Source organism: Pseudomonas sp. TH32, assembly GCF_016650855.1.
In the GTDB taxonomy this organism is placed as follows: Bacteria; Pseudomonadota; Gammaproteobacteria; order Pseudomonadales; family Pseudomonadaceae; genus Aquipseudomonas.
Window position 1 is genome coordinate 4,096,758 of record NZ_JAEKFA010000002.1, and the last position, 25,643, is coordinate 4,122,400.

The 25,643-nt window shown below is 60.4% G+C and carries 23 protein-coding genes and 2 tRNA genes; 14 read left to right on the plus strand and 11 right to left on the minus strand.

Features of this window, described 5'->3' with window-relative positions:
• The first annotated feature begins 19 nt into the window (after positions 1–19).
• On the plus strand, positions 20–1,084 hold the full coding sequence (locus JFV30_RS22410; protein ID WP_201125206.1) for an imelysin family protein: 1,065 nt from the start codon (positions 20–22) through the stop codon (positions 1,082–1,084).
• Between the two features lie 2 nt (positions 1,085–1,086).
• On the plus strand, positions 1,087–2,184 hold the full coding sequence (locus JFV30_RS22415; protein ID WP_169389240.1) for a DUF1513 domain-containing protein: 1,098 nt from the start codon (positions 1,087–1,089) through the stop codon (positions 2,182–2,184).
• A gap of 889 nt (positions 2,185–3,073) precedes the next feature.
• Here JFV30_RS22415 and JFV30_RS22420 read toward each other — a convergent pair.
• From JFV30_RS22420 to colR, 5 genes are all read right to left on the minus strand, one after another.
• On the minus strand, positions 3,074–3,304 hold the full coding sequence (locus JFV30_RS22420; RefSeq protein WP_010170008.1) for a hypothetical protein: 231 nt from the start codon (positions 3,302–3,304) through the stop codon (positions 3,074–3,076).
• Positions 3,304–4,020, minus strand: coding sequence for a lipopolysaccharide kinase InaA family protein (locus JFV30_RS22425; protein WP_029615863.1), 717 nt, complete (start codon positions 4,018–4,020; stop codon positions 3,304–3,306). The genes JFV30_RS22420 and JFV30_RS22425 overlap by 1 nt, the downstream gene beginning before the upstream one ends.
• A gap of 4 nt (positions 4,021–4,024) precedes the next feature.
• On the minus strand, positions 4,025–4,705 hold the full coding sequence (locus JFV30_RS22430) for a class I SAM-dependent methyltransferase (RefSeq protein WP_003208584.1): 681 nt from the start codon (positions 4,703–4,705) through the stop codon (positions 4,025–4,027).
• Between the two features lie 188 nt (positions 4,706–4,893).
• Positions 4,894–6,174, minus strand: coding sequence for a sensor histidine kinase (locus tag JFV30_RS22435; RefSeq protein WP_010170010.1), 1,281 nt, complete (start codon positions 6,172–6,174; stop codon positions 4,894–4,896).
• Entirely contained in the window at positions 6,164–6,847 is a 684-nt protein-coding gene (colR, locus tag JFV30_RS22440; RefSeq protein WP_003175870.1) for a two-component system response regulator ColR, read from the minus strand. Before colR ends, JFV30_RS22435 begins: the two co-directional genes overlap by 11 nt.
• Positions 6,848–7,047: 200 nt before the next feature.
• Here colR and JFV30_RS22445 point away from each other — a divergent pair, with 200 nt between their 5' ends.
• The 5 genes from JFV30_RS22445 to JFV30_RS22465 all read left to right on the plus strand — a co-directional run bounded on the left by JFV30_RS22445 (position 7,048) and on the right by JFV30_RS22465 (position 13,365).
• A complete protein-coding gene (locus JFV30_RS22445) occupies positions 7,048–8,997 on the plus strand; it encodes an LTA synthase family protein (RefSeq protein WP_201125207.1) in 1,950 nt (649 codons plus the stop codon).
• A gap of 54 nt (positions 8,998–9,051) precedes the next feature.
• The gene (locus JFV30_RS22450) at positions 9,052–9,762 is read left to right on the plus strand and encodes a phosphatase PAP2 family protein (RefSeq protein ID WP_201125208.1); all 711 of its coding nucleotides are present in this window, start codon (positions 9,052–9,054) and stop codon (positions 9,760–9,762) included.
• Between the two features lie 74 nt (positions 9,763–9,836).
• A complete protein-coding gene (locus JFV30_RS22455; RefSeq protein ID WP_010170013.1) occupies positions 9,837–10,535 on the plus strand; it encodes a response regulator transcription factor in 699 nt (232 codons plus the stop codon).
• Positions 10,525–11,820 carry a sensor histidine kinase gene (locus JFV30_RS22460; protein WP_201125209.1) on the plus strand — a complete coding sequence of 432 codons (1,296 nt, stop codon included), beginning with the start codon at positions 10,525–10,527 and terminating at the stop codon, positions 11,818–11,820. The genes JFV30_RS22455 and JFV30_RS22460 overlap by 11 nt, the downstream gene beginning before the upstream one ends.
• A gap of 117 nt (positions 11,821–11,937) precedes the next feature.
• Positions 11,938–13,365: a glycosyl hydrolase family 8 gene (locus JFV30_RS22465; RefSeq protein WP_201125210.1), complete on the plus strand. Its 1,428-nt coding sequence runs from the start codon at positions 11,938–11,940 to the stop codon at positions 13,363–13,365.
• Between the two features lie 70 nt (positions 13,366–13,435).
• Here JFV30_RS22465 and groL read toward each other — a convergent pair whose 3' ends face one another.
• The 4 genes from groL to JFV30_RS22485 all read right to left on the minus strand — a co-directional run bounded on the left by groL (position 13,436) and on the right by JFV30_RS22485 (position 16,949).
• The gene (gene groL / locus JFV30_RS22470; RefSeq protein ID WP_003208597.1) at positions 13,436–15,079 is read right to left on the minus strand and encodes a chaperonin GroEL; all 1,644 of its coding nucleotides are present in this window, start codon (positions 15,077–15,079) and stop codon (positions 13,436–13,438) included.
• A 50-nt stretch (positions 15,080–15,129) separates the two neighbouring features.
• Positions 15,130–15,426, minus strand: a complete 297-nt coding sequence (locus tag JFV30_RS22475; RefSeq protein ID WP_003208599.1) for a co-chaperone GroES — start codon at positions 15,424–15,426, stop codon at positions 15,130–15,132.
• Positions 15,427–15,674: 248 nt separating this feature from the next.
• Positions 15,675–16,151, minus strand: coding sequence for an FxsA family protein (locus tag JFV30_RS22480; RefSeq protein ID WP_008433587.1), 477 nt, complete (start codon positions 16,149–16,151; stop codon positions 15,675–15,677).
• Positions 16,152–16,217: 66 nt separating this feature from the next.
• Positions 16,218–16,949, minus strand: a complete 732-nt coding sequence (locus JFV30_RS22485; protein WP_010170017.1) for a HugZ family pyridoxamine 5'-phosphate oxidase — start codon at positions 16,947–16,949, stop codon at positions 16,218–16,220.
• A gap of 75 nt (positions 16,950–17,024) precedes the next feature.
• Between JFV30_RS22485 and JFV30_RS22490 the strand changes: the two genes are divergently transcribed.
• Complete coding sequence (locus tag JFV30_RS22490) at positions 17,025–17,783, plus strand: SDR family oxidoreductase (protein ID WP_010170018.1); 759 nt, start codon at positions 17,025–17,027, stop codon at positions 17,781–17,783.
• 27 nt (positions 17,784–17,810) lie between these two features.
• On the opposite strand, the gene JFV30_RS22495 is transcribed toward JFV30_RS22490, so the two are convergent.
• On the minus strand, positions 17,811–18,818 hold the full coding sequence (locus JFV30_RS22495; RefSeq protein WP_201125211.1) for a DUF481 domain-containing protein: 1,008 nt from the start codon (positions 18,816–18,818) through the stop codon (positions 17,811–17,813).
• A gap of 154 nt (positions 18,819–18,972) precedes the next feature.
• Here JFV30_RS22495 and JFV30_RS22500 point away from each other — a divergent pair, with 154 nt between their 5' ends.
• From JFV30_RS22500 to JFV30_RS22515, 4 genes are all read left to right on the plus strand, one after another.
• Positions 18,973–19,335 carry an MGMT family protein gene (locus JFV30_RS22500; RefSeq protein WP_201125212.1) on the plus strand — a complete coding sequence of 121 codons (363 nt, stop codon included), beginning with the start codon at positions 18,973–18,975 and terminating at the stop codon, positions 19,333–19,335.
• 43 nt (positions 19,336–19,378) lie between these two features.
• The gene (locus JFV30_RS22505) at positions 19,379–20,911 is read left to right on the plus strand and encodes an AmpG family muropeptide MFS transporter (protein ID WP_201125213.1); all 1,533 of its coding nucleotides are present in this window, start codon (positions 19,379–19,381) and stop codon (positions 20,909–20,911) included.
• Positions 20,912–21,088: 177 nt separating this feature from the next.
• Positions 21,089–22,804, plus strand: a complete 1,716-nt coding sequence (locus JFV30_RS22510; protein WP_201125214.1) for a proline--tRNA ligase — start codon at positions 21,089–21,091, stop codon at positions 22,802–22,804.
• Between the two features lie 20 nt (positions 22,805–22,824).
• Positions 22,825–23,778 (plus strand): hypothetical protein, encoded by a 954-nt coding sequence (locus JFV30_RS22515; RefSeq protein WP_010170025.1) that lies wholly within the window; start codon positions 22,825–22,827, stop codon positions 23,776–23,778.
• 115 nt (positions 23,779–23,893) lie between these two features.
• Here the strand turns inward: JFV30_RS22515 and dinB are convergent, their stop codons facing one another.
• A complete protein-coding gene (gene dinB / locus JFV30_RS22520) occupies positions 23,894–24,952 on the minus strand; it encodes a DNA polymerase IV (protein WP_010170027.1) in 1,059 nt (352 codons plus the stop codon).
• A 291-nt stretch (positions 24,953–25,243) separates the two neighbouring features.
• On the opposite strand from dinB, the gene JFV30_RS22525 reads away from it, so the two are divergent.
• Positions 25,244–25,320, plus strand: a tRNA-Met gene (locus JFV30_RS22525).
• Between the two features lie 206 nt (positions 25,321–25,526).
• Positions 25,527–25,603: transfer RNA gene (locus tag JFV30_RS22530), tRNA-Met, on the plus strand.
• The last annotated feature ends 40 nt before the right edge of the window (positions 25,604–25,643 follow it).

A 25,643-nucleotide genomic window follows, 5' to 3' on the forward strand; every position in this document is an offset into this window, starting at 1 on the left:
TTACAGAAGGGAGCTCGACATGTTCCGTCCCAAGTTGTTGTTCACCAGCCTGGCCGCCCTCGCCCTCGGTGCGTGCTCGCCCCAGGACCCGCAAGCGGTGACCTCGGCGGCCATCGCCAAGCAAGTGATCCTGCCGACCTACAGCCGCTGGGTTGAAGCCGACCGCCAACTGGCCGTCAGTGCCCTGGCTTACTGCCAGGGCAAGGAAAGCCTGGAGACCGCCCGCGCCGACTTCCTGCACGCGCAAAAAGCCTGGGCCGAGTTGCAGCCGTTGCTGATCGGCCCGCTGGCCGAGGGCAACCGTTCGTGGCAGGTGCAGTTCTGGCCGGACAAGAAAAACCTGGTGGGCCGTCAGGTCGAACAACTGGTGAGCACCCAACCGCAGATCGACGCCGCCGCACTGGCCAAATCCAGCGTCGTGGTGCAGGGCCTGTCGGCCTACGAATACATCCTCTACGACGCCAAGACTGACCTGGCGGACGAGACGCAAAAAGCCCGTTACTGCCCGCTGCTGGTGGCCATTGGCGAGCGCCAGAAACTGCTGGCCGAAGAAATCCTCTCGAGCTGGAACAGCACCGACGGCATGCTGGCGCAGATGACCAAGTTTCCTAACCAGCGCTACGCCGATTCCCACGAAGCCATCGCCGACCTGCTGCGGGTCCAAGTGACCGCGCTGGACACGCTGAAGAAAAAACTCGGCACGCCAATGGGCCGCCAGACCAAGGGTATCCCGCAGCCGTTCCAGGCTGATGCGTGGCGCAGCCAGTCGTCCCTGCAAAGCCTGGAGGCCAGCCTGGCTGCCGCCCAGACCGTCTGGGTCGGCGTCGACAACAAAGGCCTGCGCGGCCTGTTGCCGGCCGATCAAAAGCCGTTGGCTGACAAGATCGACGCCGCGTATGCCGCGTCCCTGAAACTGTTCGCCAGCAACCAGCGTTCGCTGAACGAACTGCTGGCCGACGATGCCGGGCGCCAACAACTCAACGATATCTACGACAGCCTCAACGTGGTCCACCGCCTGCACGAAGGCGAACTGGCCAAGGCGCTGGGCATCCAACTGGGCTTTAACGCCAACGACGGTGACTGATGATGCTCAGGCGACAGGCTTTGGCGATCGGCAGCGTGCTGCTCAGTGCAATCACCCTGGGTGGCTGGACGCTGTTCAAGCAGAAGGGCAAAAGCCCGCTGCTGCTCTCGGCGCGGGATGACAGCGACGGCAAGCACTACGCCGTCGGCTTCCACCTGGACGGCAAGCAGGTGTTTGCCACCCAGGTCGGCCAGCGTTGCCACGACATCATCAACCACCCGACACTGCCGATTGCGCTGTTTGTCGCCCGTCGGCCGGGCACCGAGAGCTACCTGATCGACTTGCGGGACGGGGCGCTGCTGCAAACCATCACCTCCAAGGCCAATCGCCACTTCTATGGGCACGCGGTGGTTCACAAGGACGGCGAGTGGCTGTATGCCACGGAGAATGACACGTCCGATCCGGGTCGCGGCTTGCTGGGTGTGTATCGGTTTGAGGGTGAGCGGTTGGTGCACACCGGTGAGATTTCTACCCATGGGATTGGGCCGCATCAGGTGTCGTGGATGCCTGACGGCGAGACACTGGTGGTGGCTAACGGCGGGATTCGTACCGAGGCCGAGAGCCGGGTCGAGATGAACCTGAATGCCATGGAGCCGAGCCTGGTCCTGATGCAGCGCGACGGGACACTGTTGAGCAAGGAGACCCTGGGCCAGCAGATGAACAGCGTGCGGCATATGGGGATTGCCAGCGACGGTACGATCCTCGCCGGGCAGCAGTTTATGGGGGCGTCTCATGAGCGCTCGGAGTTACTGGCGATCAAGCGGCCGGGGCAGGCGTTTGTGGCGTTTCCGGTGGCGGATGAGCAGTTGCAGGCCATGGGGCATTACACGGCCAGTGTGGCGGTGCACAGTGAGTTGCGACTGGTGGCGCTGACGGCGCCCCGGGGAAACCGGTTCTTTATCTGGAACATGGACAGCGCTGAGTTGCTGCTGGACGGGCCGTTGCCGGACTGTGCCGGGGTGGGTGCGGTGGCGGACGGGTTTGTGGTGACTTCCGGTCAGGGGCGTTGCCGGTTTTATGATTGTCGGCAGGTGCCGTTGGTGGGTAAGCCGCTGGAATTGCCGGCGGGGCTTTGGGATAACCATCTGCATCTGGTTTGATCGGGGGGCATATCCGTTGCTGCGGTCAGGGCGGCTATGGGTTCCGCTCTTACAGCGGGTCACTTTTGAAAGGAGCCCAAAAGTAACCAAAAGGCTCTTGCCCCACCACTCGGCACCTCGCCTAGGCTCGGTGTGCCCTCACTCCGGCAGCACGAAGCGGGCCGCCGCGACGGGGCGTCCCTGCCCCGTCGCGGCTAAACCGGCGTCCTGCCGGTTTACCCGCTCCGTACTACCTGCTTTCGGCCAGCGTGGTTTAACGGGGCGCCTAAGATCAAGATCAAAAGCAGATCAACAGCACAGCGGCCTACAGGCCGGCTTGAGTGGTGTGAAGCAAAGGCAAGATCAAAATCTAAAGCGGGCACGATCCCCTGTAGGAGCTGGCTTGCCGGCGATGGTCGTTAACGATGACGTTGGCGTCCTGAATGAACGCGGCGCTCTCAGGTTCTTCGCCGGCAAGCCGGCTCCTACAGAAAAGCGGCTCTGTTTTCGCTTTGGCTTTTGCTCTGGCTTCTACCACTCAAGCCGGCCTGTAGGCCGCTGTGCTCTTGCTTTTGATCTTGATCTGACTGCCCCACTCAGCCCGAGGCCGAACGCAGGGATTGAGGAGCGGGTAAACCGGCAGGACGCCGGTTTAGCCGCGACGGGGCAGGGACGCCCCGTCGCGGCGGCCCGCGGAGCAATGCCGGAGTGAGGGAACGCCGAGCCTAAGCGAGGCGCCGACAGGCGGGGCAGAGCCCTTTGGTTACTTTGGGGCTTTTCCAAAGTGACCCGCTGTAAGAGCGGAACCACAAGTAGCCATTACCGAAGAAACGGATATACCCCCCCCAAAAACCAAGCCCAAATAAAAGGCCTCGAACCAGCGAGGCCTTTTATTTGGGCTTCAATCTCTTCAACTTTGTGGCCTCATCCCTTGGGACATCCCGAACATGAATAACAACAACTCATGATCAGGCTTGGCCGTGACACCGACCTTGGCGATCCGCGGCATCGGGCACTGCTGCCCGACACCCTGCACCGCACTGAGGACTTGTGTCCGGGGCTGCTCCCAGGCAGCCAGGGCCAGGGCAGCTATGCCCAACGCCCCCAACAGAAACAAACCTCGTGCAATTTCTAGCTTCATTACGTTAAACCTTTGATAGCGCTGCCAAACGCCGTCTCGTAAAAGTAGCTGAGTTTTTTCCAGTCCGTAGAATTCCACGACGAATGGCGGCGCAACTGCAACATGTCGTGCCGAGCCGCCCGAAACGCGGTCAACCGCTGGCGGCACTTCTCGAAGTCCAGCAGCGCCACTTCTACCTTGGCCGCATCACCCTCGCCCGTCACCCGCACAAAAATATGCTTGATATACAGGCAACCATGCTGCCAACGGCCCTTGTGCATCCGCGCCAGGGTACCGGCCAGTTCCTTGAGCAAGCGCTCATGCACCAACTCGCCATACTGCTCACGACCACCGGCGGCGTACCAGTTTTCGATCTCGTCGAAACCGTCCAGCGACGCCGTCACCAACAACGCTTTCCACTGGTGCTCAGGGTCGCGGCGGGCTTCGCAGAACACCAGTTCCGGCACGCGTACATCCAGCAAACGCAGGCCCTTGAGGGCATCGCGCTCACGTAAAACAGTGGGGCGTCCAAAAGGATGGAGCCAACTGCGGTAGATATGGCCGGTCTGGCGCTTGCTGTAGAGCAAACGACCATTGGTGCCCACAACCCGTTGCACACCACTTTCACCGCCACGACGACGATTGGGTTCCTCGACCCACTCGCCCTGCTGGCGCCAGAAATAATCAAATCGCTCTTCGGGAGCTACTTCACTACCTGCTAAACACTCGACAGCCATCCTGTTACCTCTTGCGCAATACATACACTCGCCACATGGCGTAGAGCGGTATGAAGTCCAGAGATTCCTGAACACGGAAACCGGCCTGTTCAAACTCTGCCTCAACAGTAGCAGCCGGTAACACGAACCGATTTTGGTAACCTTCCTGCTCACCTTTCTTGCGACGCCGCACTTCGGCACGCTTGCGTTTCCACGCCTTGAAGTTGCCGTCCACCCACAACGAGATAATCACGCTGTCGCGGGTAACACGCTGAAATTCGCGCAGTATTGCCAGCCTGTGCTCGGGGTCACCAATGTGGTGCATCAAGCGCATGCAGAAAATGCTGTCGACTGCGTTGTCGGGCAAATCAATATCAAAGGCAGACGTCTGCAAGGGGCGTACCCGTTTCACCACATCCGCCGGTTGGGCGACGGTGGCGATCTTCAACATCGACGCTGAATTGTCGGCGCCAATGATCACGCGGTTGGGCTTTTCTGCCAGTAATGGCCAGAAACGCCCGGCCCCACACGGCAAGTCCAGCACCAGGCCAGGCTCACCGGCCATGGCCAGCGCACCACGCGCCAATTGCTCGTCGCGTTTGTGGGACAACCGGCGAGCCAGATTGTCCTGATGTTTGAGCAAATAATTCTGCGCGTGCTGATCGTCGTACTTTTCGGAAAATTCGAGCTTGATCGGAGTAGGCATCAACGGGTCTCCAGTTACTGATGCCTACAACCTTAAGCAGAATCCTGTGATCAACAGGTCAACACATTGTGAAAAACTTGTCCTGTCGAATCGTATACATTACAAAACTTTGCAGATACAAGTCGTGGCATGGTGCCATCTTCGGCGAAAATCGAGGAGTCTGCCGCAGGGTAGCGGCAGGGCAGGCATCAGGGTTTGACCTGACTCAACTCGACATGAAAACGGCAACCGTTGGGCTCCATGGTACTGAGGCTGACGCTCCAGCCCTGGTTCTCGCAGATGCGCTGGACCAGCGACAAACCCAGGCCCAGGCCTTCACCGCGCTTTTCACTGCCGCGCACAAACGGCTCGAACATCGCTTCGCGCTTGTCCTCGGGAATTCCCACGCCGGAGTCTTCCACCACAAAGCCACTCGGCTCCAGGGTGAGGCGGATAAAGCCTTGCTCGGTGTAATGCAGTGCATTGCGCAGCAGGTTGCCCATCACCGCATGCAGGAAGGTCGCGTTGTAGCGGGTATCCAGTGGTGCCCCGGGCTGATAAATCAGCTCAAGGCCTTTGCGCTCGATCGGCTCACGCCAGATCCCCAGCAGGTCGTCGGCCACCTGCGCCAGGTTGGCCTGGGGCGACATGCCCGCCTCTTCGCGCTGGGCACGGGCCAGCATCAGGAAGGTCTGTACCAGTTCGCGCATTTCCTCACAGGCCCGCGCAATGCGCTCAACCTGCTTGCGGCCGCGCTGATCAATCGCCGGGTTCTCCAGCAACAGTTCGCAGGAACTGGCGAGCACCATCAGCGGGGTGCGCAACTCGTGGCTGACGTCGCTGGTAAACAGCTGCTCCCGGGACAACGCCTGGCGCAAACGGCCCAGGGTCGCGTCGAAGGCCACGGCCAGCTCACCGACCTCATCCGCGGCATAGTCCGGGGCCAGGGGCGGCGCCAGGCCGAGTAACTGGTCCCGATGGCGCACTTGGCGAGCCAGGCGCACCACCGGTGCCATGACCTTGCGCGCCAGCACCCAACCGAGGAACACCGCCAGCGCCAGGCTAAGCACAAACCCCACCAGCACCACGGCAAACAGCACGCGCTCGCGCTCTTCGAAATCGCTCTGGTCTTGCAGCAGGACATAGCGGCGACCGTCGACGATTTCGACCATCGCGTGGTAGGAAAGCTGCTCGCGGAATACCTCGTGAAAACCGGCGTCCAGGTGGCGCAAGTCTTTGGGCAGCTCGAAATCGCCAGGGCCGCCGCTGAAGTAGAACAGCTGGTCCGGCTCGGGACGGTGGCTCCAGTCCTCGACGCTGTCCATCAGCAGCAGGCGTTGCAAGTCACCGCCAAGGCCTGCCGAAATGAGTTTTTCTTCCACCAGGTGCACCGTGGCGACGATGCCCATGGCGAAGGCCCCCGCCACCAACGCACTCATCAAGGCGAAGGCAATGATGATCCGCTGGGCAAGGCTTTGCTTAAACTCCATCACGACCCTCGGCCAGGCGATAACCCACACCGTGCACCGTTTGCAGCAACGGTTTGGCGAAGGGTTTATCAATCACCTGACGCAGTTGATGGACATGGCTGCGCAAGCTGTCGCTGTCCGGGCAGTCATCACCCCACAGGGCTTCTTCGAGAATTTCGCGGCGCAACACGTGAGGGCTTTTTTGCATCAGCACCGCCAGCAGCTTCAGGCCGACCGGGTTGAGCTTGAGCAGGCGCCCTTCGCGGGTGACTTCCAGGGTGTCGAGGTCGTAACTCAGGTCACCGACTTGCAAGGCACGGCGACCGCCGCCCTGGGCACGGCGCAGCACCGCTTCGATGCGCGCAGCTAATTCCGACAGCGCAAACGGCTTGAGCAGGTAGTCATCGGCGCCGGACTTGAAGCCCTGCAGCCGGTCATCCAGTTGGTCACGGGCGGTGAGCATGATCACCGGCGTGTCGCGGCGTGCGTCTTCACGCAGGCGTTTGCACAGGGTGTAGCCATCAATGCCGGGCAGCATGATGTCGAGCACGATCAGGTCGTAATGTTCGGTTGCAGCCAGGTGCAGGCCCGACAAACCGTCCTGCGCACAGTCTACGGTGTAGCCCTTCAGCCCCAGGTAATCGGCCAGGTTGGCCAGAATATCGCGGTTGTCTTCAACCAATAAAATTCGCATGGGCAGTGTCTCCGTACGCGGTAACGGCCGTGTTGGCTCGCGCAGCTTAAGGCCAAGTATGGCTCACGGCTAGGGCTGAAGGCCGCGTCAATTACTGTTTTCACCGATTGCGGGACTTAACGAGTTTTTCACTATAGGTTCACAACCTGACTACAGTGTCAGCGCGAAGATCGCGCCCATCGAAAATAAGGAACATTGACATGGGTTTTCCAAAAACGGCGCCAATGCGCTATTTGCTGTTGGTGACCGGTGCCTGGCTGGTTGTTTTTCTACTGACCCGGATTCTGCTGCTGGTAACCCACCTGGACGAAGTAAGCGGTAACCTGCTGCCGGTATTTGGCGTGGGCCTGCTCTATGACCTCGGTTTCCTCGCCTATGCTGCACTGCCCCTGGGCCTGTACCTGCTGCTGTGCCCGCCGGGGTTGTGGCGTCGCCGGGGCCATCGCTGGTTCCTGCAGGCCGTACTCACCGTCAGCCTGTTCGCCATGCTCTTCACCAGCGTGGCCGAATGGTTGTTCTGGGACGAGTTCGGCGTGCGCTTCAACTTTATTGCCGTGGATTACCTGGTTTACTCCAAAGAGGTGCTGAACAACCTGCTGGAGTCCTATCCGATCGGCAAGCTGCTGAGCCTGCTGGCGGTGATGGCAATCGTCTTGAGCTTGGCCTTGCGTAAACCGTTCAACACGGCGATGAATGCGCCGTTGCCCGCGATGCGCAAGCGCCTGCTCAACGCACTCGGTTTGTTGGTGGTGGCCGGCCTGAGCCTGCAATTGATCAACCAGGACAGCCCGCGCAGCCAGGGCGGTAACGCCTACAACAATGAACTGGCGAGCAACGGCCCGTATCAGTTCTTCGCCGCCTTCCGTAATAACGAGCTGGACTATAACCAGTTCTACAAGAGCCTCCCGGCGGATGTGGTCGCCAAGCAGTTGCGCGCCGAACTCAGCGAGCCGAACGCACGGTTTATCGGCACTGATCCGCTGGATATCCGCCGCGCCATTACCAACCCGGGCACGCTGCGCAAACCCAATATCGTGCTGGTGACCATCGAAAGCTTCAGCGCCAAGTACATGGGCAGCAACGGCGACCCGAATAACCTCACGCCCAACCTCGACGCGCTGCGCAAGCAAAGCCTGTACTTCAATAACTTCTACGCCACCGGTACCCGCACCGACCGTGGCCTGGAAGCCATCACCCTGGCCATTCCGCCGACGCCGGGACGCTCCATCGTCAAGCGCATCGGCCGGGAGAGCGGCTTCGGGAGCCTGGGACAGCAGCTCAACGCCATCGGCTATGACAGCGTGTTTGTCTACGGCGGCCGTGGCTACTTCGACAACATGAACGCGTTTTTCAGCGGCAACGGTTACCGCGTGGTCGACCAGAGCAGCGTGCCCGAAGCGGAAATCAGCTTCAAAAACGCCTGGGGCATGGCCGACGAAGACCTCTATAAACAGACGCTGAAACTGGCGGACGAAGACTACGCCAAGCAGCAACCATTCCTGCTGCAGCTGATGACCACCTCCAACCACCGCCCGTACACCTACCCGGCAGGCCGCGTTGATATCAAATCCGGCGACGGGCGCAATGGCGCGGTGAAGTACACCGACTACGCCATCGGCCAGTTCCTGGACGCGGCGCGCCAGAAGCCCTGGTTCGACAACACCATCTTTATCTTCGTCGCCGACCACACGGCAGGCAGCGCGGGCAAGGAAGACCTGCCCATGGTCAATTACCAGATCCCGCTGTTCATCTACGCGCCCAAGCTGATTGATGCCGCGGAGAACGCGAAGCTGGCCAGCCAGATCGACCTCGCGCCGACGCTGCTGGGCTTGTTGAACCTGAGCTACGAGTCGACGTTTTTTGGCCGCAACCTGCTGCAAGACAACCCGCTGCCGCCACGGGTAGTGGTCGGCAATTACCAGTACCTCGGTTTATTCGACGGTAACGACCTGGCGATCCTCAGCCCACGCCAGGGCCTGCGCCGCCATGACCAGGCGCTGGGTGACAGCCATGAGTCCCGTGTTGGCAGCGATGACCCGTTGATCCAGCGGGCCATTACCTACTACCAGGGCGCCAGTTACGGCTACAAACAACAGTTGCTGAGCTGGAGGGCGCCCAAGGACGAGGTCCCCCAGGTGAGTGCACGCTAACCGAAACGCCCCGGCCAGGTCTGCCCGGGGCTTTTTTTAGAATCTGAGTTCACCATGCACGCAATCGCTGCTCGCCCGGTTTCCAAACCCCTCAACTTTTGGCTCGGTCTCGGCGTGCCAGCCGTTTTGGCGGTGGTCATGCTGTTGCTGGAGCTGACATCGCTGGACATGGACGTGGCCAAACTGTTCTACAACGCTGCCGAAGGCGGCTTTGTGGGCCGGCACAGTTTTTTTCTCGAAGACATTCTTCACGATCGCGCCAAGCAGATGGTGATCGTGTTTTCCGTACTGGCGATCGCCGGGTTTGCCGGAGCCTTTATTGTTGAACGGCTTAAGCCCTATCGTCGGGAGCTGGGCTGCCTGGTGCTGTCCCTGGGCCTGGCTACCTCGTTTGTCTCACCCTTGAAGACGGTAACCGCGGTGCAATGCCCGTGGAGCGTCAAGGAGTTTGGCGGCCAGGAGACTTACAGCGAACTGCTCAGCCCCAGGCCGCCTACCGACAAGCCGGGCCGTTGCTGGCCGGGTGGGCATGCGGCGACCGGGTTTGCCTTGTTTGCATTGTTTTTTGCCCTGAGGGATCGCCGGCCACGAATGGCGCGCTGGGCTTTTATATTTGCGCTGGGGCTGGGCACAGTGCTTTCGGTGAGCCGCACCATGCAAGGCGCGCACTTTCTTTCCCATAACGTGTGGACGGCGATTTTCAGCTGGCTGATTTGCTTGGGCGCGTATTACTTTTTGCTGTACCGCCCCGCCGCATCCGCTTGATGAACACCCCTTGCCTCGCCGGGGGCAAGGGCGCAACACTCTGCGCACTTTTTTGGCAATGATCCCGCTGAGCCATGTCCGATACCCTGCTGCTGATCGAAGACGACCTGCCCCTGGCGGCGCTCACCGCCGAGTTCCTGCGCGCCGAGGGGTTTACCGTGGCGGTAGAACACCGTGGCGACCGCGCAGCCCAACGCATCCGTGATGAGCAGCCGGCCTTGTTGATCCTCGACGTGATGCTGCCGGGCATCGACGGCTTTACCCTGTGCCGACAGATTCGCGACCATTATCCCGGGCTGATCCTGATGATGACCGCCCTGGACGAGAACGCCGAACAATTGGTGGGGTTTGCCGCCGGGGCCGACGACTACGTGGTCAAGCCGATCGACCCGCTGTTGTTGTTGGCGAGAATCCGCTCGCTGCTGCGCCGCCATCCCCAGGCCCCCCGCAGCTACTATCAGTGGGGCACGTTTCGGCTGGACCTGAACAACCACTTCGCCTGGCTTGGCGAGGCGCCCTTGCAGTTTTCGGTGGCCGAATTCGAGTTGCTTGCCATCTTCGCCCGCCATTGCGGCGTATTGCTCACCCGGGAAAAACTGCTCCAGCGCCTGCGTGGCCTGGAGTACGACGGCCTGAATCGTTCAATTGACATGCGGGTGTCGCGCTTGCGCAAAAAACTGATGAGCCTTGAGTGCCCCGTGACCATCCAGACCATCACCGCGCAGGGTTACTTGTTCGTCGAAATCCCGACGGGGAGCCAGCATGCTGTCTAAAGTGCGCCCGTGGATGGCCATCGCCGCCGGCACCAGTTGGGCGGCCCTCACCTTCTACCTGTTGTGGCTGTGCACGAACGCAGCGGTGTTTGTCGGCGACTACAGTTTTCTGCGCTTGATGGCCGGCCCGGGTTATCTGGTGGCCGAGCAACTCAAGGCCTTGCCCGCCGAACAGCGGGAGGCGCATATCGAGGCGCTGCAAGCCCGCTTTCAGTACCCGGTCAGCCTGGTGAAAAAGGATGATATTGAGCTGCCGCCGGAAGCCCTGGTCATGCTCGACCACCATCAGCCCGCGCAGAACAGTGATGAGGACGTTACCTACTTCCCGCTGGACGACGATACGGTGATTCAATTCGGCCCCATGTGGGGAACCGCCGAAGTGAAGGACCTGCTGCAATATCCGGTGTATTGGGTGACCGCCTGTGTCGCCGGCCTGCCGGTGGTGCTGTTTCTCTGGATCGCGTTGCGTGCCCGGCGCAAGTACACCCACGACCTCAACACCCTCAACGCCAGCATTGCTACCCTCGCCCGCACGCCGAACACGCTGCTGCCGGCCATGAGCCAGGAATGGGCACCGTTGCAGCAGACCTTGCGCCAGCATGCCCAGGACATCACGTCGATGGGTGAGCGCCACCGGGAGGTCTCGCAGGCGGTGTCCCACGAACTGCGCACGCCCCTGGCGCGGATGCGGTTTGCCCTGGCGCTGCTGAGCAAAAGTGCCGACCCCGAAACCCGCACCCGCCTGCAAGAGCGCCTGCAAACCGACATCGAAGAGTTGGAGTCGCTGGTTCGCGCCAGCCTTGCCTTTGCCCGGCTGGCCGACGCGCCCAGCGACCTGCAGCATGAGCCGATCAATATCCATGACTGGCTACAACAGGAGTTCGCCCTGCTGGACGGGCACCATCGCTTGCTGACCCTGGACACCGACCCGGCCGACCTGGAGCTGATCGGTGATCGCGCCCTGCTGCATTTGATCGTGCGTAACCTGCTGAGCAACGCCATCACCTACGCCCGCGAACGGGTGAATGTCAGCGCTTCATCCCAAGGCCAGCACCTGGTGCTGCATGTGGACGATGACGGCCCCGGCGTGCTGCCAGAAAACCGCGAAAAGATCTTCGAGCCCTTCGTGCGCCTGGCCATGGGCGGCGACGAACCCGGCGGGTTTGGCCTGGGCCTGGCGCTGGCCAAACGCGCCAGCCATTGGCACCGAGGGGAACTGTCGATCTCCCGCAGCCCGTTGGGCGGTGCACGCCTGACCCTGACCCTGGCGCTGCGCCCGGGTTAGGCTGTTACAGCCTGTGACAGTGGAACCTCCCCGCTGCCGCTAACCTCGCGACCTGATTCAGGATCGCACGCGCCATCCTGAGTCCATACCCTTTGGATCAGGTTGGAGAGTCACTTCATGCGTCACCTTAAACGGCATCTGCCTACGCTGGTGTTATCACTGTGCATGGCCGCCGGTTCATGGTCAGGCAGCCTCGCGGCCCAGAGTGTCCACGCGCCCTATTACCCCGGCACTATCCTGCCCAATCGCCAATCCCAGGCGATCATGGATCAGCAACTGGTCACGTTCTACAAGGACTGGAAGGCGGTGTATCTGTCGAGCGAATGCGGCAGCGGCCGGGTTTTCGTCAAGGTCAACGCCGACCACAAACCGGTGGGCGGTGGCACTGCGCCCGGCACGATCACGGTGTCCGAGGCCCATGGTTACGGCATGCTGCTCACGGTGATGATGGCGGACTACGATGACGACGCGCAAAAGACCTTCGACGCCATGGTGCGCTACTTCCAGGATCACCCGGCAGCGTCCGATCCCGGCTTGATGGCCTGGAACCAGGTCGAGGGATGCGGCGACTCCACCGACGCCTTTCGCGGCGACGTCAGCGCCACCGACGGCGACCTGGACATCGCCTACGCCCTGCTGCTGGCCGACCAGAAATGGGGCAGCCAGGGCACGATTGACTATCGCAGCGAGGCCAACACGGTCATGGCGGCGATCATGAAACACGAGGTGCATCCCAGGACCCACCATTTGATGCTCGGCGACTGGGCCGGTACCGACGGCGATGCAGAGCTGGAGTACACGACTCGCAGCTCGGACTTCATGCAGTCGCACCTCTACAGCTTTTTCGCCATGACCGGGGATAAACGCTGGCAGGCGGTTCGCGACAAGACCTATTCGATCATCAGCACCTTTACCCAGCGCTACAGTGCCAAAAGTGCTTTGGTGCCGGACTTTATCAGCCACCTGGACACCTCGCTCACCCCGGCACGGCCCGAGTTGGTGGAAGGCAAATACGACGGCGCCTACGCGTGGAATGCCGCCCGTTACCCGTGGCGCATCGGCCTGGATTACTTGATGTACGGTGACCCTCGCGCTCTGTACACCTTGACCACTTTCAACCGCTGGGCACGCGCCACCACTCACGATGAGCCGGGTAACTTCAACAGTGGTTACCGGATCGACGGCAGTATCATTGATGAAGCGCAGAATGAGCCGGCCTTTGTGGCGGCACTCGGGGTCAGCGCAATGATCAGCCCCGACAATCAGCTGTGGCTCAATAACATCTGGGACAACCTGCAGCACCAGTCCATCCGGGACCAGGACTACTACGGCAACACCCTAAAACTGCTGGGCATGGTCGTCATGTCCGGCCATTGGGAGCGGCCCCAACCGGCGCCCCTCAAAAAAACCGCAAACGTGCCTGTCCCTCCGTCATCCGGCACTGCGGCACCGGGACCCGTGGCATCTTTGCCGCCCGCCTCGCACCTGATGCTGGCCCGTGGTTTCATGTTCAAGAAACTCCTCGGGCGTCGCGGCGTCAGTTGACCTGCGCGCATAAAAAAACCCCGCCTGCATCGCTGCAGGCGGGGTTTTTCAGTATCGGGGTAAGGCTGGCTTACATCATGCCGCCCATGCCACCCATACCGCCCATGTCTGGCATACCGCCGCCAGCTGGAGCATCTTCTTTGATCTCGGCGATCATTGCTTCAGTGGTGATCATCAGGCTGGCAATCGACGAAGCCGCTTGCAGAGCCGAACGAGTCACTTTAGCCGGGTCCAGGATGCCCATTTCGATCATGTCGCCGTATTCGCCGGTAGCAGCGTTGTAACCGAAGTTACCCGAACCCTGCTTGACCTTGTCGACGACTACGCTTGGCTCGTCGCCGGAGTTGGCAACGATCTGGCGCAGAGGTGCTTCAACCGCACGACGCAGCAGAGCGATACCGACGTCCTGGTCAGCGTTGTCGCCTTTCAGCTCGGAGATAGCCTGCAGAGCGCGAACCAGTGCCACGCCGCCGCCAGGTACCACGCCTTCTTCAACGGCTGCACGGGTAGCGTGCAGGGCGTCTTCAACGCGGGCTTTCTTCTCTTTCATTTCAACTTCGGAACCTGCGCCAACCTTGATCACTGCAACGCCGCCGGACAGCTTGGCCAGACGCTCTTGCAGTTTTTCACGGTCGTAGTCGGAAGTGGTATCAGCCACTTGAGCGCGGATCTGGGTAACACGTGCCTGGATGTCAGCTTCAACACCAGCACCGTCGATCACGGTGGTGTTTTCCTTGGTCACGGTGACGCGCTTGGCATTACCCAGGTGTTCCAGGGTAGCGCTTTCCAGGCTCAGGCCGATCTCTTCGGAGATAACGGTACCGCCAGTCAGAACAGCGATGTCCTGCAGCATGGCCTTGCGACGATCGCCGAAACCAGGTGCTTTAACAGCAACCACTTTCACGATACCGCGCATGTTGTTCACAACCAGGGTCGCCAGGGCTTCGCCTTCAACGTCTTCGGAAACGATCAGCAGTGGGCGGCCGGCTTTGGCAACAGCTTCCAGAACTGGCAGCAGTTCACGGATGTTGGAGATCTTTTTGTCAACCAGCAGGATCAGCGGGCCGTCGAGCTCGGCGGTCATGGTGTCTGGCTTGTTGACGAAGTACGGGGACAGGTAGCCACGGTCGAACTGCATGCCTTCAACAACCGACAGTTCGTTTTCCAGGCCCGAGCCTTCTTCAACGGTGATCACGCCTTCTTTACCGACTTTTTCCATGGCCTCGGCAATGATGTCGCCGATGGAGCTGTCGGAGTTGGCCGAGATGGTGCCGACCTGAGCGATTGCCTTGGTGTCAGCGCATGGCTTGGACAGGGACTTCAGCTCTTTGACAATGGCGATGGTCGCCTTGTCGATGCCGCGTTTCAGGTCCATCGGGTTCATGCCGGCAGCGACGGCTTTCAGGCCTTCGTTGACGATCGACTGAGCCAGAACGGTGGCGGTGGTGGTGCCGTCGCCTGCGTCATCGTTGGCACGGGAGGCAACGTCTTTGACCAGCTGCGCCCCCATGTTTTCGAAGCGATCTTTCAGCTCGATTTCTTTGGCGACGGAAACGCCGTCCTTGGTGATGGTCGGAGCGCCGAAGCTCTTCTCGATGATCACGTTACGGCCTTTAGGGCCCAGGGTCGCTTTTACTGCGTCAGCCAGGACGTTGACACCGGCGAGCATTTTCTTACGGGCGGAATCGCCGAATTTAACTTCTTTAGCAGCCATGATCGATATTCCTTAAATACTTTGTAGTAACGGGAAGATGAGCGGGGAAATCAGCCTTCCAGAACAGCGAGAATCTCGTTCTCAGCCATTACCAGCAGGTCTTCGCCGTCGATTTTCACAGTGTTGCTGCCGGAGTAAGGGCCGAAAACAACCTTGTCACCCACTTTCACAGCCAGCGCACGTACTTCACCGTTTTCCAGGGTTTTGCCTGGGCCAGCAGCGAGAATCACACCGTGGTTGGCTTTTTCAGCAGCCGAACCTGGCAGAACGATACCGCCAGCGGTTTTCTTTTCTTCTTCACTGCGACGGATGACGACGCGGTCATGCAGAGGACGAAGCTTGCTCATTGTCGATCTCTCCTAATTGTGTTTTTCATCGGCCGGTGTCAATTCCGGCTAGTTAAATTCCGGCGGTGCCGGTCGCGGTTCGCGGTGCGAAACGCGGAAGTCTGTCTGGTGTCGCCACCAGAAACCTTGCGGTGACCGTTACATAAGGGCGCATAAGCTTATTACAAGGGTGCAGAGATGAAAATTTTTGTGTCGGGGGCGTCTTTAAAAGCCACACGGCACCCGAAGGTGCCGTGCCAGTGAGGGGATTACTTGGGGTCGCGGTGTTCGAACTCGCCTTCGATCACGTCACCTTCACGCCCCAGGGGCTGGCGCGGAGCCGGGCCGCCGCGGGGTTGCAGGTCGTCGGCAAAGGCGCGCTGGCGGATCGCCGCCTCTTCGGCACGCTGGCGCATCTTGCCCGCCAGCAGCTTGCGAGTGAACGGCAGCAGCATCACCAGGCCGACCACGTCGCTGATGAAACCCGGGAGGATCAGCAGGCCACCGGCCAACGCCATCATCAAGCCTTCCAGCATGGTCTGGGCCGGCAGTTCGCCGCGATTCAGGCTTTCACGGGCACGCAGCGCCGTGGCCAGGCCGGCGACGCGCAGCACCAGGACGCCGAGCATCGAGCCGAGAATGATCAGCAGCAGCGCCGGGAAAAACCCGATTGCCCCGCTGACTTGTACGAATACGAACAGCTCCAGCACCGGAAACAACAAAAAGAGCAACAAAAAAGGGCGCATCAAATGGTTCCTCAACGCAAGAATGCCTTGCTACTTCACCTTAGATGACGTCGCCGTTTCGTGAATTCAAGCTTCAGCGGCTGCTTTTTTCGGCCAGACCTCGGCGTGAGCCAGGAAAACCAAGGCTTCGCGTACTTGTGTCGGCGTGTTGCAAGGCTCTGCAAAGGGCAGCCAATAGAGGGCCTGGCCAATGCGCAGGTGCATGCCTTCGCTGTCGATACCGGCCAATTGCGCAGGCTCGGAAGTCGGTAGCCCAGCCAGCTCGACGTAGTGAGCGATGGCCTTGGTGTGGTCGCTGTTCATGTGCTCGATCATGCTCAGCTCGGCCTTGCCGGCGAACGGGTTGGCCAGGGTCAAGTTGTCGACCCAGTGGATCGCGCCAAACCCGCCGATGTAACGGTGGCGTACCGGCTTGAGCACCCAGAAGTCAAAATCATGGGCCTTGTGGTAGTTCGCCGAATCCGGGAAGTAGCGGTAATAACGCTCGGCGGCGGCTTCAATCGCAGCACTGTCTTCGAGCTTTTCGGCTTCGGCCAGGTAGGTCAGGCGCCCTACGGCTTGCACATCGTCCGCCTCACGCTCACCCACCAACAGGGAGCACTTGGGGTCTTTCTGCAGGTTATGGGTGTGCTGGGCGATTCGGCTGATCAGGATCAGCGGCCGGCCCTCGGCGTCCAGGCAGTACGGCACCACTGAGCCAAACGGGAAACCGGGCATGGCCTTGGACAAGGTGGAGAGTGCCCCACGGTATTCCTTGAGCAGTAGTTCTCGGGCATTCTTGGCAACGTGCGCGCTCAACTTATGACTCCTTTGATAAATTTCGTCAAAAAACAAACTTGGATAGCCGCTTAATTCTGCCCACAGGACTTGCGAATGCATCTCAACGACAAAGTAATCATTATCACCGGCGGTTGCCAGGGTTTGGGCCGTTCCATGGCCGAGTATTTTGCCGCCAAAGGTGCACACCTGGCGTTGGTGGACCTCAATCAGGAAAAACTCGACCAGGCCGTGGCAGCCTGCCAGGCCCATGGCGTGAAGGCCCGGGCCTATCTGTGCAACGTGGCGGATGAAGAGCAGGTCACCCACACCGTGGCGCAGATCGCCGACGACTTTGGTGCGATCAACGGCTTGATCAACAACGCGGGGATTTTGCGTGACGGCCTGCTGCTCAAGGTCAAGGACGGCGAGATGACCAAAATGAGCCTGGCCCAGTGGCAGGCGGTGATCGACGTCAACCTCACCGGGGTGTTCCTGTGCACCCGCGAGGTGGCGGCAAAAATGGTGGAGCTGAAGAATCAGGGCACCATCATCAACATTTCGTCGATCTCCCGCGCCGGTAACGTCGGCCAGACCAACTACTCCGCCGCGAAGGCCGGTGTAGCAGCCGCCACTGTGACCTGGGCCAAGGAGCTGGCGCGTTACGGTATCCGCGTGGCGGGCATTGCACCGGGGTTTATCGAGACGGAGATGACCCTGGGCATGAAGCCCGAGGCCCTGGAGAAGATGACCTCGGGCATTCCCCTCAAGCGCATGGGGCGGCCCGAGGAGATTGCCCATTCGGCGGCGTATATCTTTGAGAACGACTACTACACCGGGCGGATCCTGGAAATGGACGGCGGGTTGCGCCTTTAACCAGGCAGCGCTTTACCAGGCGCCTCTTTACCAGGCGACGCCGAAACCTGCCGTGTAGCGGGTCTTGCTCAACGCACTCTCCGAGTCGCCACTAATAATGTCGCGCTCGGCCTTGAGGTTTAGGGAGGCCCACTCGGTGACTTTGTAGCGCAGGCCCATTTCCGCATCCAGGGAATAGTCGGACGGCCCGGCCAACGGCTTGCCAAGCTCGCCATTGGTGAAGAATTCGACGGTCTTGCCCACCAGGTAGCGGTTGTAGTTCCACTTCATGGCCAGCGAGTAGAAGTTGTCCTTGCCGCCGTCCTGATATTCGTAATCCGTGCGGTTGACCAGCGAACCAAGGGAGAACGCACCCAGCTCGTCGTCCCAGAATTGATAGCCCGGGCCGGTACCCACGGTGCGCTGGCGGGACAGGTCTTCGACCTTGTCACGCTTGTAGGTCAAGCGACCCTGCCAGAACCAGTGTTCGGTGATGAAGCGGTCCAGGTCATATTCCAGCGCCCAGTTGTCGGTGGTGGTCACGTCGTCCTGGAATTCGCGGTTGTACTCGCCCTGGGCGGTATGGCGCCACTGGCCATGGCGGGCAGTGGTCTTGAAGTCGATGTCGTAGTCGTTGGTGTCTTTTTCCGCACGCTTGTAGTCCAGCGCCATGTCGACATTGCCCTTCCACACCAGGTCTTCGATCACCGGCTTGGGCTTGATGATCTGCTGGATGCTGGCCAGCTCGACAGTCTTCGGCGCCTCGCCGTTGGCCAGGATGACTTTGCCGTCATCGGCCGCCTGCAGGGACTTGGCCTTCTCACCGGTGTAGGCATCCTGTTTGACCAGCAACTCCTGGTCACTTTCCAGGGTCTTGACCTGCTTCCAGTCCACCGGGATGGCACCGGCGTAGTCGGTCTGGATCAGTAGCTTGCCACCGTCGAAAACCTTGATCTTGCCGGTCAGGCGGTCACCGTTCTTCAACCAGACGGTATCGGCGAGCAGCGGCGTGGAGGCGCTGAAAACAGCGAGGCACAGCAGGGTTCTGGACAACATAAGCGGATTTGGGGCTCGAGTTTGGCGAAAAAACGGGCATTATCGGGGCGGATAACTTCTTAGCAAGGACTGACTCGGGTATTTGTATCGAGTTCCGTGCCCGGCGGCACATTTGCAGACATTTCCTACGAATAGACGGATATTTTCATCGGACATGCCCACCGTGAACGAAACGACCGACGCCCCGCAAAGCCCGGCCGAAATGCGCCGCACCGTGCTGTACCTGACCCTCGCCCAAGTGCCCGAAGGCTGCGTGATCAGCTACGGGGAGCTGGCGCACCTGGCCGGTTTGGGTCGCGCCGCGCGCTGGGTGGGCCGCATCCTGAGCCAGTTGCCAGAAGACACCAAACTGCCCTGGCACCGCGTGTTGGGTGCCGGCGGTCGGATAAGTCTGCCAGCGGGCAGTGCCTCGGGGGACGAGCAACGCGCGCGTTTGCGCGGCGAAGGTGTCAGCATCCTGAACAATCGTGTTGATATTCAGCGTCATGGCTGGCGCCCGGTAGAGCACAGCGGTTAGAGTGCGCGCTTTATTTGCGTAATTCTGAGGCAGACTCCAGCCCATGCCCCGTAAAACCTGGCGCGCCGCGCTCGCCGCCTATGCCAGCCCCTCGACGTTAGTGCTGTTGCTGCTCGGCTTTGCTGCCGGCTTGCCTTACATGTTGGTGTTCTCGACGCTCTCGGTGTGGTTGCGTGAGGCCGGTGTGGCCCGCGAAACCATCGGTTATGCGAGCCTGATCGGCCTGGCCTATGCCTTCAAGTGGGTCTGGTCGCCCTTGCTCGACCAATGGCGCCTGCCGCTGCTCGGCAAGCTCGGACGTCGTCGTTCCTGGCTGGTACTGTCCCAGACGCTGGTGATCCTCGGATTGATCGGCATGGGGTTCTGCGATCCGCAAAAGCACCTGTCCTGGCTGATCGCCATCGCCGTTATCGTCGCCTTCGCTTCCGCCACGCAAGATATCGCCGTAGACGCCTACCGCCTGGAAATCGCCAGCGACAGCCAGCAGGCCGCGCTGGCCGCCAGCTATATGTCCGGGTATCGCGTGGCCGCCCTGCTGGCTACCGCCGGCGCACTGTTTTTCGCTGAAGGCTTCGGTTCCACCGGGTTCAACTACAAGCACTCGGCGTGGGCCGGCACGTATGTGCTGTTCGGTGTGCTGATGGTGCCAGCGCTGCTGACCACCCTGTTCATGCGCGAACCCAATGTGCCACTGCGCACCCAGTTGCAGGCCGGTCGCTACAGTTTTGCGCACCAACTGGTCTCGGTGTTCGTATTGATCGTGCTGCTGGTGTCGGTGCCGGCGATGTTTACCCAGCTGTACAACACAGACTTCGCCAGCGTGCTGTTCCAAGGCGTCAGCCTGCTGGACTTGCTGCTGGAAGACCGCGCGTTCCTGCGGGCCATCCTCTATATCATCCTCACCACCCTGTGCCTGTCGACCATGGGTCGCCGGGGCCTGGCGCCGGTGCTCACGCCGGTCAACGACTTTATCCTGCGCTACCGCTGGCAGGCCCTCCTGCTGCTGGGGCTGATTGCCACCTATCGCATGTCGGACACGGTGATGGGCGTCATGGCCAACGTGTTCTATATCGACCAGGGTTTTACCAAGGACCAGATCGCCGGCGTCAGCAAGGTGTTCGGCCTGATCATGACCCTGCTGGGTGCCGGCATGGGTGGCCTGCTGATCGTGCGCTTCGGCATCCTGCCGATCCTGTTTATCGGCGGTATAGCATCGGCCGGTACCAACCTGCTGTTCGTGATGCTCGCCGACATGGGCCCGGACCTGCAGATGCTGATTTTCACCATCTCCCTGGATAACTTCAGTTCGGGCATGGCGACCTCGGCGTTTGTTGCGTACTTGTCGAGCCTGACCAACCTGAAGTTCTCCGCCACCCAATACGCCCTGCTCAGCTCGATCATGTTGCTGCTGCCACGCTTGATCGGCGGGTATTCGGGGGTGATGGTCGAGAAGTTCGGTTACCACAATTTCTTCCTGATCACCTGCCTGCTGGGTGTGCCGACGCTGATCCTGATTGCCTTGCATTGGTTCCAGGAAAGCCGGCGGGTTCGTTTGAACCCCACCAAAGAAGACTGAAAGTACGCGGTCAATGTGGGAGCTGGCTTGCCTGCGATGGCATCACCGCGGTGTAACTGACACCCCGTGCCGCCTGCATCGCAGGCAAGCCAGCTCCCACAGATGCCTGTACTCCGGCAGCGACCGCCCGTACAATCAAAAGTCATTTCAAGTCCAAGCAACCGACAACGGCCTACCATGCGCACCAGTCAATATTTGCTCGCCACACAGAAAGAAACGCCTTCCGACGCGGTCGTGATCAGCCACCAGCTGATGCTGCGCGCCGGCATGATCCGCAAACTGGCCTCGGGCCTGTACACCTGGCTGCCCATGGGCTTGAAGGTGATGCGCAAGGTCGAAGCCATCGTTCGTGAAGAAATGAACGCCGCCGGCTCTCTGGAAGTGTTGATGCCGAGCACCCAACCGGCTGAGCTGTGGCAGGAATCCGGGCGCTGGGAAGAGTACGGCCCTGAATTGCTGCGCTTCAAGGATCGTCATGGCCGCGATTTCTGCGCCGGCCCGACCCACGAAGAAGTGATCACCGACCTGATGCGCAACGAGTTGAGCAGCTACAAACAGCTGCCCCTCAACCTGTATCAGATCCAGACCAAGTTCCGTGACGAAATCCGCCCACGCTTCGGTTTGATGCGCGGCCGTGAATTCATCATGAAGGACGCCTATTCGTTCCACGCTGACCAGGCGTCCCTGCAGGTCACCTACGACCGCATGCACACCGCCTACTGCAACGTGTTCACCCGCCTGGGCCTGAAGTTCCGCCCGGTTGAAGCGGACAACGGCTCCATCGGCGGCGCCGGCTCCCACGAGTTCCACGTACTGGCCGAATCCGGCGAAGACGATATCGTGTTCAGCAACGGTTCCGACTACGCGGCAAACATCGAGAAAGCCGAAGCCGTGCCACGGGAAACCTCCCGCCCTGCGCCAAGCGAAGAGCTGCGCCTGGTGGATACGCCTGAGACCAAGACCATCGCGGCCCTGGTGGAGAAATTCAATCTGCCGATTGAAAAGACCATCAAGACCCTGATCGTGCGCGCCGAGGAAGAAGGCAAACTGATCGCCCTGGTGATCCGTGGCGACCACGAGCTCAACGAAATCAAGGCCGCCCAGCAGCCAGGCGTTGCCAGCCCGCTGGTGATGGCCACCGACTCCGAACTGCGCGACGCTATTGGCGCCGGCGCCGGTTCCCTGGGCCCGCTGAACCTGCCGCTGCCGATCATCATCGACCGTTCCGTGGCGCTGATGAGCGACTTCGGCATCGGTGCCAACATCGATGACAAGCACTACTTCGGCGTGAACTGGGAACGTGACCTGCCGGTTCCGACCGTGGCCGACCTGCGCAACGTGGTTGCAGGCGACCCGAGCCCGGACGGCAAGGGCACCCTGGAAATCAAGCGCGGCATCGAAGTCGGGCACATCTTCCAGCTGGGGAACAAGTACAGCAAGGCGATGAAGTGCGAAGTGCTGGGCGAGAACGGCAAGCCGATCACCCTGGAAATGGGTTGCTACGGCATTGGTGTTTCCCGCGTGGTTGCGGCTGCCATCGAGCAGAACAACGACGAGAAAGGGATCATCTGGAGTGACGCCCTGGCGCCGTTCCAGGTCGCCCTGGTACCGCTGCGCTACGAAACCGAGCAAGTGCGCGAAGCCACCGACAAGCTGTATGCCGAACTGACGGCTGCCGGTTTTGAAGTGTTGCTGGATGACCGGGACAAGAAGACCAGCCCGGGCATCAAGTTCGCCGACATGGAACTGATTGGCATCCCGCACCGGATCGTGGTCAGTGACCGCGGCCTGGCCGATGGCAATCTGGAATACAAGAGCCGGACCGAAGCCGAAGCCCAACCGTTGCCGGTGGCTGACGTGCTGTCTTTCCTTCAGGCGCGTATTCGTCGCTGAAACCCAGATCAAGAGTCGTCATGTTCAAGCGAAACACCATAGCCCTGGGGGGCGCCACGTTATGTGGCGCCCTGCTGGTCAGCGGCTGCGCCAACCAGATGTCGCAACGCAGCGAGCACGAGGAACGCATCGAGCGCAAATTGCTCGATCACAGCCTGCAGATCGATGTAGGCGAGCCCAAAGTGCTGGAGCTGCCGCAACGCCGGGTTCGCATTCATGAGCAAAAGACCTTTGAGGTCACCGAATTCGAAGTCACCCGTCGTTACGACCGTTACACGCCCTACCAGCCCTGGCGCAAACTCTATGAGATGCCCCTTGGCGCGGTCGCGCTGGTGGCGGGCGTCGGCGCCAACGTGGCGAATATCTTTGCCCTGGGCAACCTGCCTGCCAGCATGACCCGCGATTGGCTCAGCTACGGCGTGGACGGGGTCAACCCGTTCATGAACGTGCAGTCCAACGGCCGTGCGCAACAGAACCTGGCGGGTATCGATGAAGTCCAGCGCGACAAGCGCGTGGAGTATTCGAGCCTGCCCTGGAGCGAGCGCCCGGTGCAGGTGACTGCCGGCAAGCAAACCCATGAGCTGACCACCGACCGCAATGGCGTACTGCGCCTGAACCTGTTGGACAGCCCGTTTGCCGAGCAGGACCTGAACCGCATCAGCACCCTGAAGATCAGCGTTGAAGATGCCCAGGACGACGTGCACTCGGACTCATCCCTGGCTATCAGCAGCACCCTGCGGGGCAAATTGCTCGAAGCTCACGGGTTGATCTACGACGACCTGGAAGACGACGAGGTCAGTGAGTGGGTGCACCGGGTCAAGCGCCTGTCGGAGCTGGGCCTGGAAGAGGAAGCCAGCGAGCTGGAACAAAGCCTGATCGAGTTGACTCGCAATGATCCGGAATTGCAGCAGGAATTCCTGCAGGCCCTGACCAAGGACGCGGGGCGTCTGGTGGCGGATCCTGAGGCACGCTGAAGCCTTTAAATGTGGGAGCGGGTTTGCTCGAGAATGCGGTGTGTCAGTTGATGCATGTGCTGGCTGACACACCGCATTCGCGAGCAAGCCCGCTCCCACATTTGGTTTTCGGTTTCTACCAGGGAAATTGGAGCTGCTCGTTGCCGCTGCTCAAATCCAGCAATCGAACCCCGATCCCCAGCAATCGCACCGGCTTGCCGCCACGATTGAATGCCTGGGTCAGCAACTGCCGGTAACTCTCCAGGTCCCGCCCTGCCCCGGCCTGCTCCAGGGTTGTCTGGGTAAAGTCGTGAAACTTCACTTTGACGAACGGCTTGCCCGCCCGGTAGCTGCTGTCGATGCGCGCCATGCGCCCGGCCAGGGTTTCCATCAGTTCAGGTAATTTTTCCAGGCAACTGGGCAGGTCCGGCAGGTCCACATCGTAGGTATTTTCCACGCTGATGGATTGCCGGCGGCTGTCGTTCTGCACCACACGGTCATCGATCCCACGGGCCAGGCTCCACAGGCGTTCGCCGAAGCTGCCAAATTCACGCACCAGCGCCAGCTTGTTCCACTCCCGCAGCTGCAGACAATCCTCAATTCCCAGACGCGCCAGTTTGTCGGCGGTGACCTTGCCCACGCCGTGGAGCTTTTTCACCGGGAGCGCCGAGACAAAGTCTTCGACCTGATCCGGGGTGATCACAAACAATCCGTTGGGCTTTTTCCAGTCGCTGGCGATCTTGGCGAGGAACTTGTTCGGCGCCACGCCCGCAGAAACGGTGATGTGCAACTGGTTGGAGACCCGCCGACGAATGTCCTGGGCAATGCGCGTGGCGCTGCCGCCGAAATGCGGGCTGTCGGAGACGTCCAGGTAGGCTTCGTCCAGGGACAACGGCTCGATCAGGTCGGTGTAGTCGCGAAAGATCGTCTGGATTTCCTTCGACGCTTCTTTATAGGCGTCCATGCGCGGCTTGACGATGGTCAGGTCCGGGCACAGCTTCAAGGCGTGCCGGGACGACATGGCCGAGCGCACACCGTAGGCCCGGGCTTCATAGTTGCAGGTGGCGATCACTCCGCGACGGTCTGCCGAGCCGCCCACCGCCAGGGGCTTTTGCGCCAGGGTCGGGTCGTCGCGCATCTCGATGGCGGCGTAGAAGCAATCACAGTCGACGTGGATGATTTTGCGCTGCGTCATATATAAGGCAGTGGTTCTGGGCAGAAAACGAACAGGTGGGCAGTATCTCACTCACACCTGTATATAGCACCAGTAGTTTGAATCTTCCGCTTAAGCGGTAGGAAAATTCGCAGATGAATTCATTTTCTCAATCGAAAACCACCCCCCAATAGAGCTGAAAGCCTCGGCCAGACTGGCCCCGCGGCCTATCAAGGGGTCGCCTTGGAGAGCTAACCGATTGAACCACAAGCGCTTTTCTTTGAATCAGCGGTTGACACACCCGCGTTCCTCTGTAGAATGCCGACACACAGACGCGGGATGGAGCAGTCTGGTAGCTCGTCGGGCTCATAACCCGAAGGTCGTCGGTTCAAATCCGGCTCCCGCAACCAAACATCAAAAAAGGCTACTCGAAAGAGTGGCCTTTTTTGTGCCTGTCTGTTTTAGCGCCCTTTTCGATTGTCTGACAAAAAACCTTTCCCAATCGCGCACTTACCGCTGGTGCGTGACAATTTGACGCTTATTCGCACTTATTTGACCCATCAGCCGATTAACGGTTGACACCCTGTCGTTGCTCTGTAGAATGCCGCCACACAGACGCGGGATGGAGCAGTCTGGTAGCTCGTCGGGCTCATAACCCGAAGGTCGTCGGTTCAAATCCGGCTCCCGCAACCAAACATCAAAAAAGGCTGCTCGAAAGAGTGGCCTTTTTTGT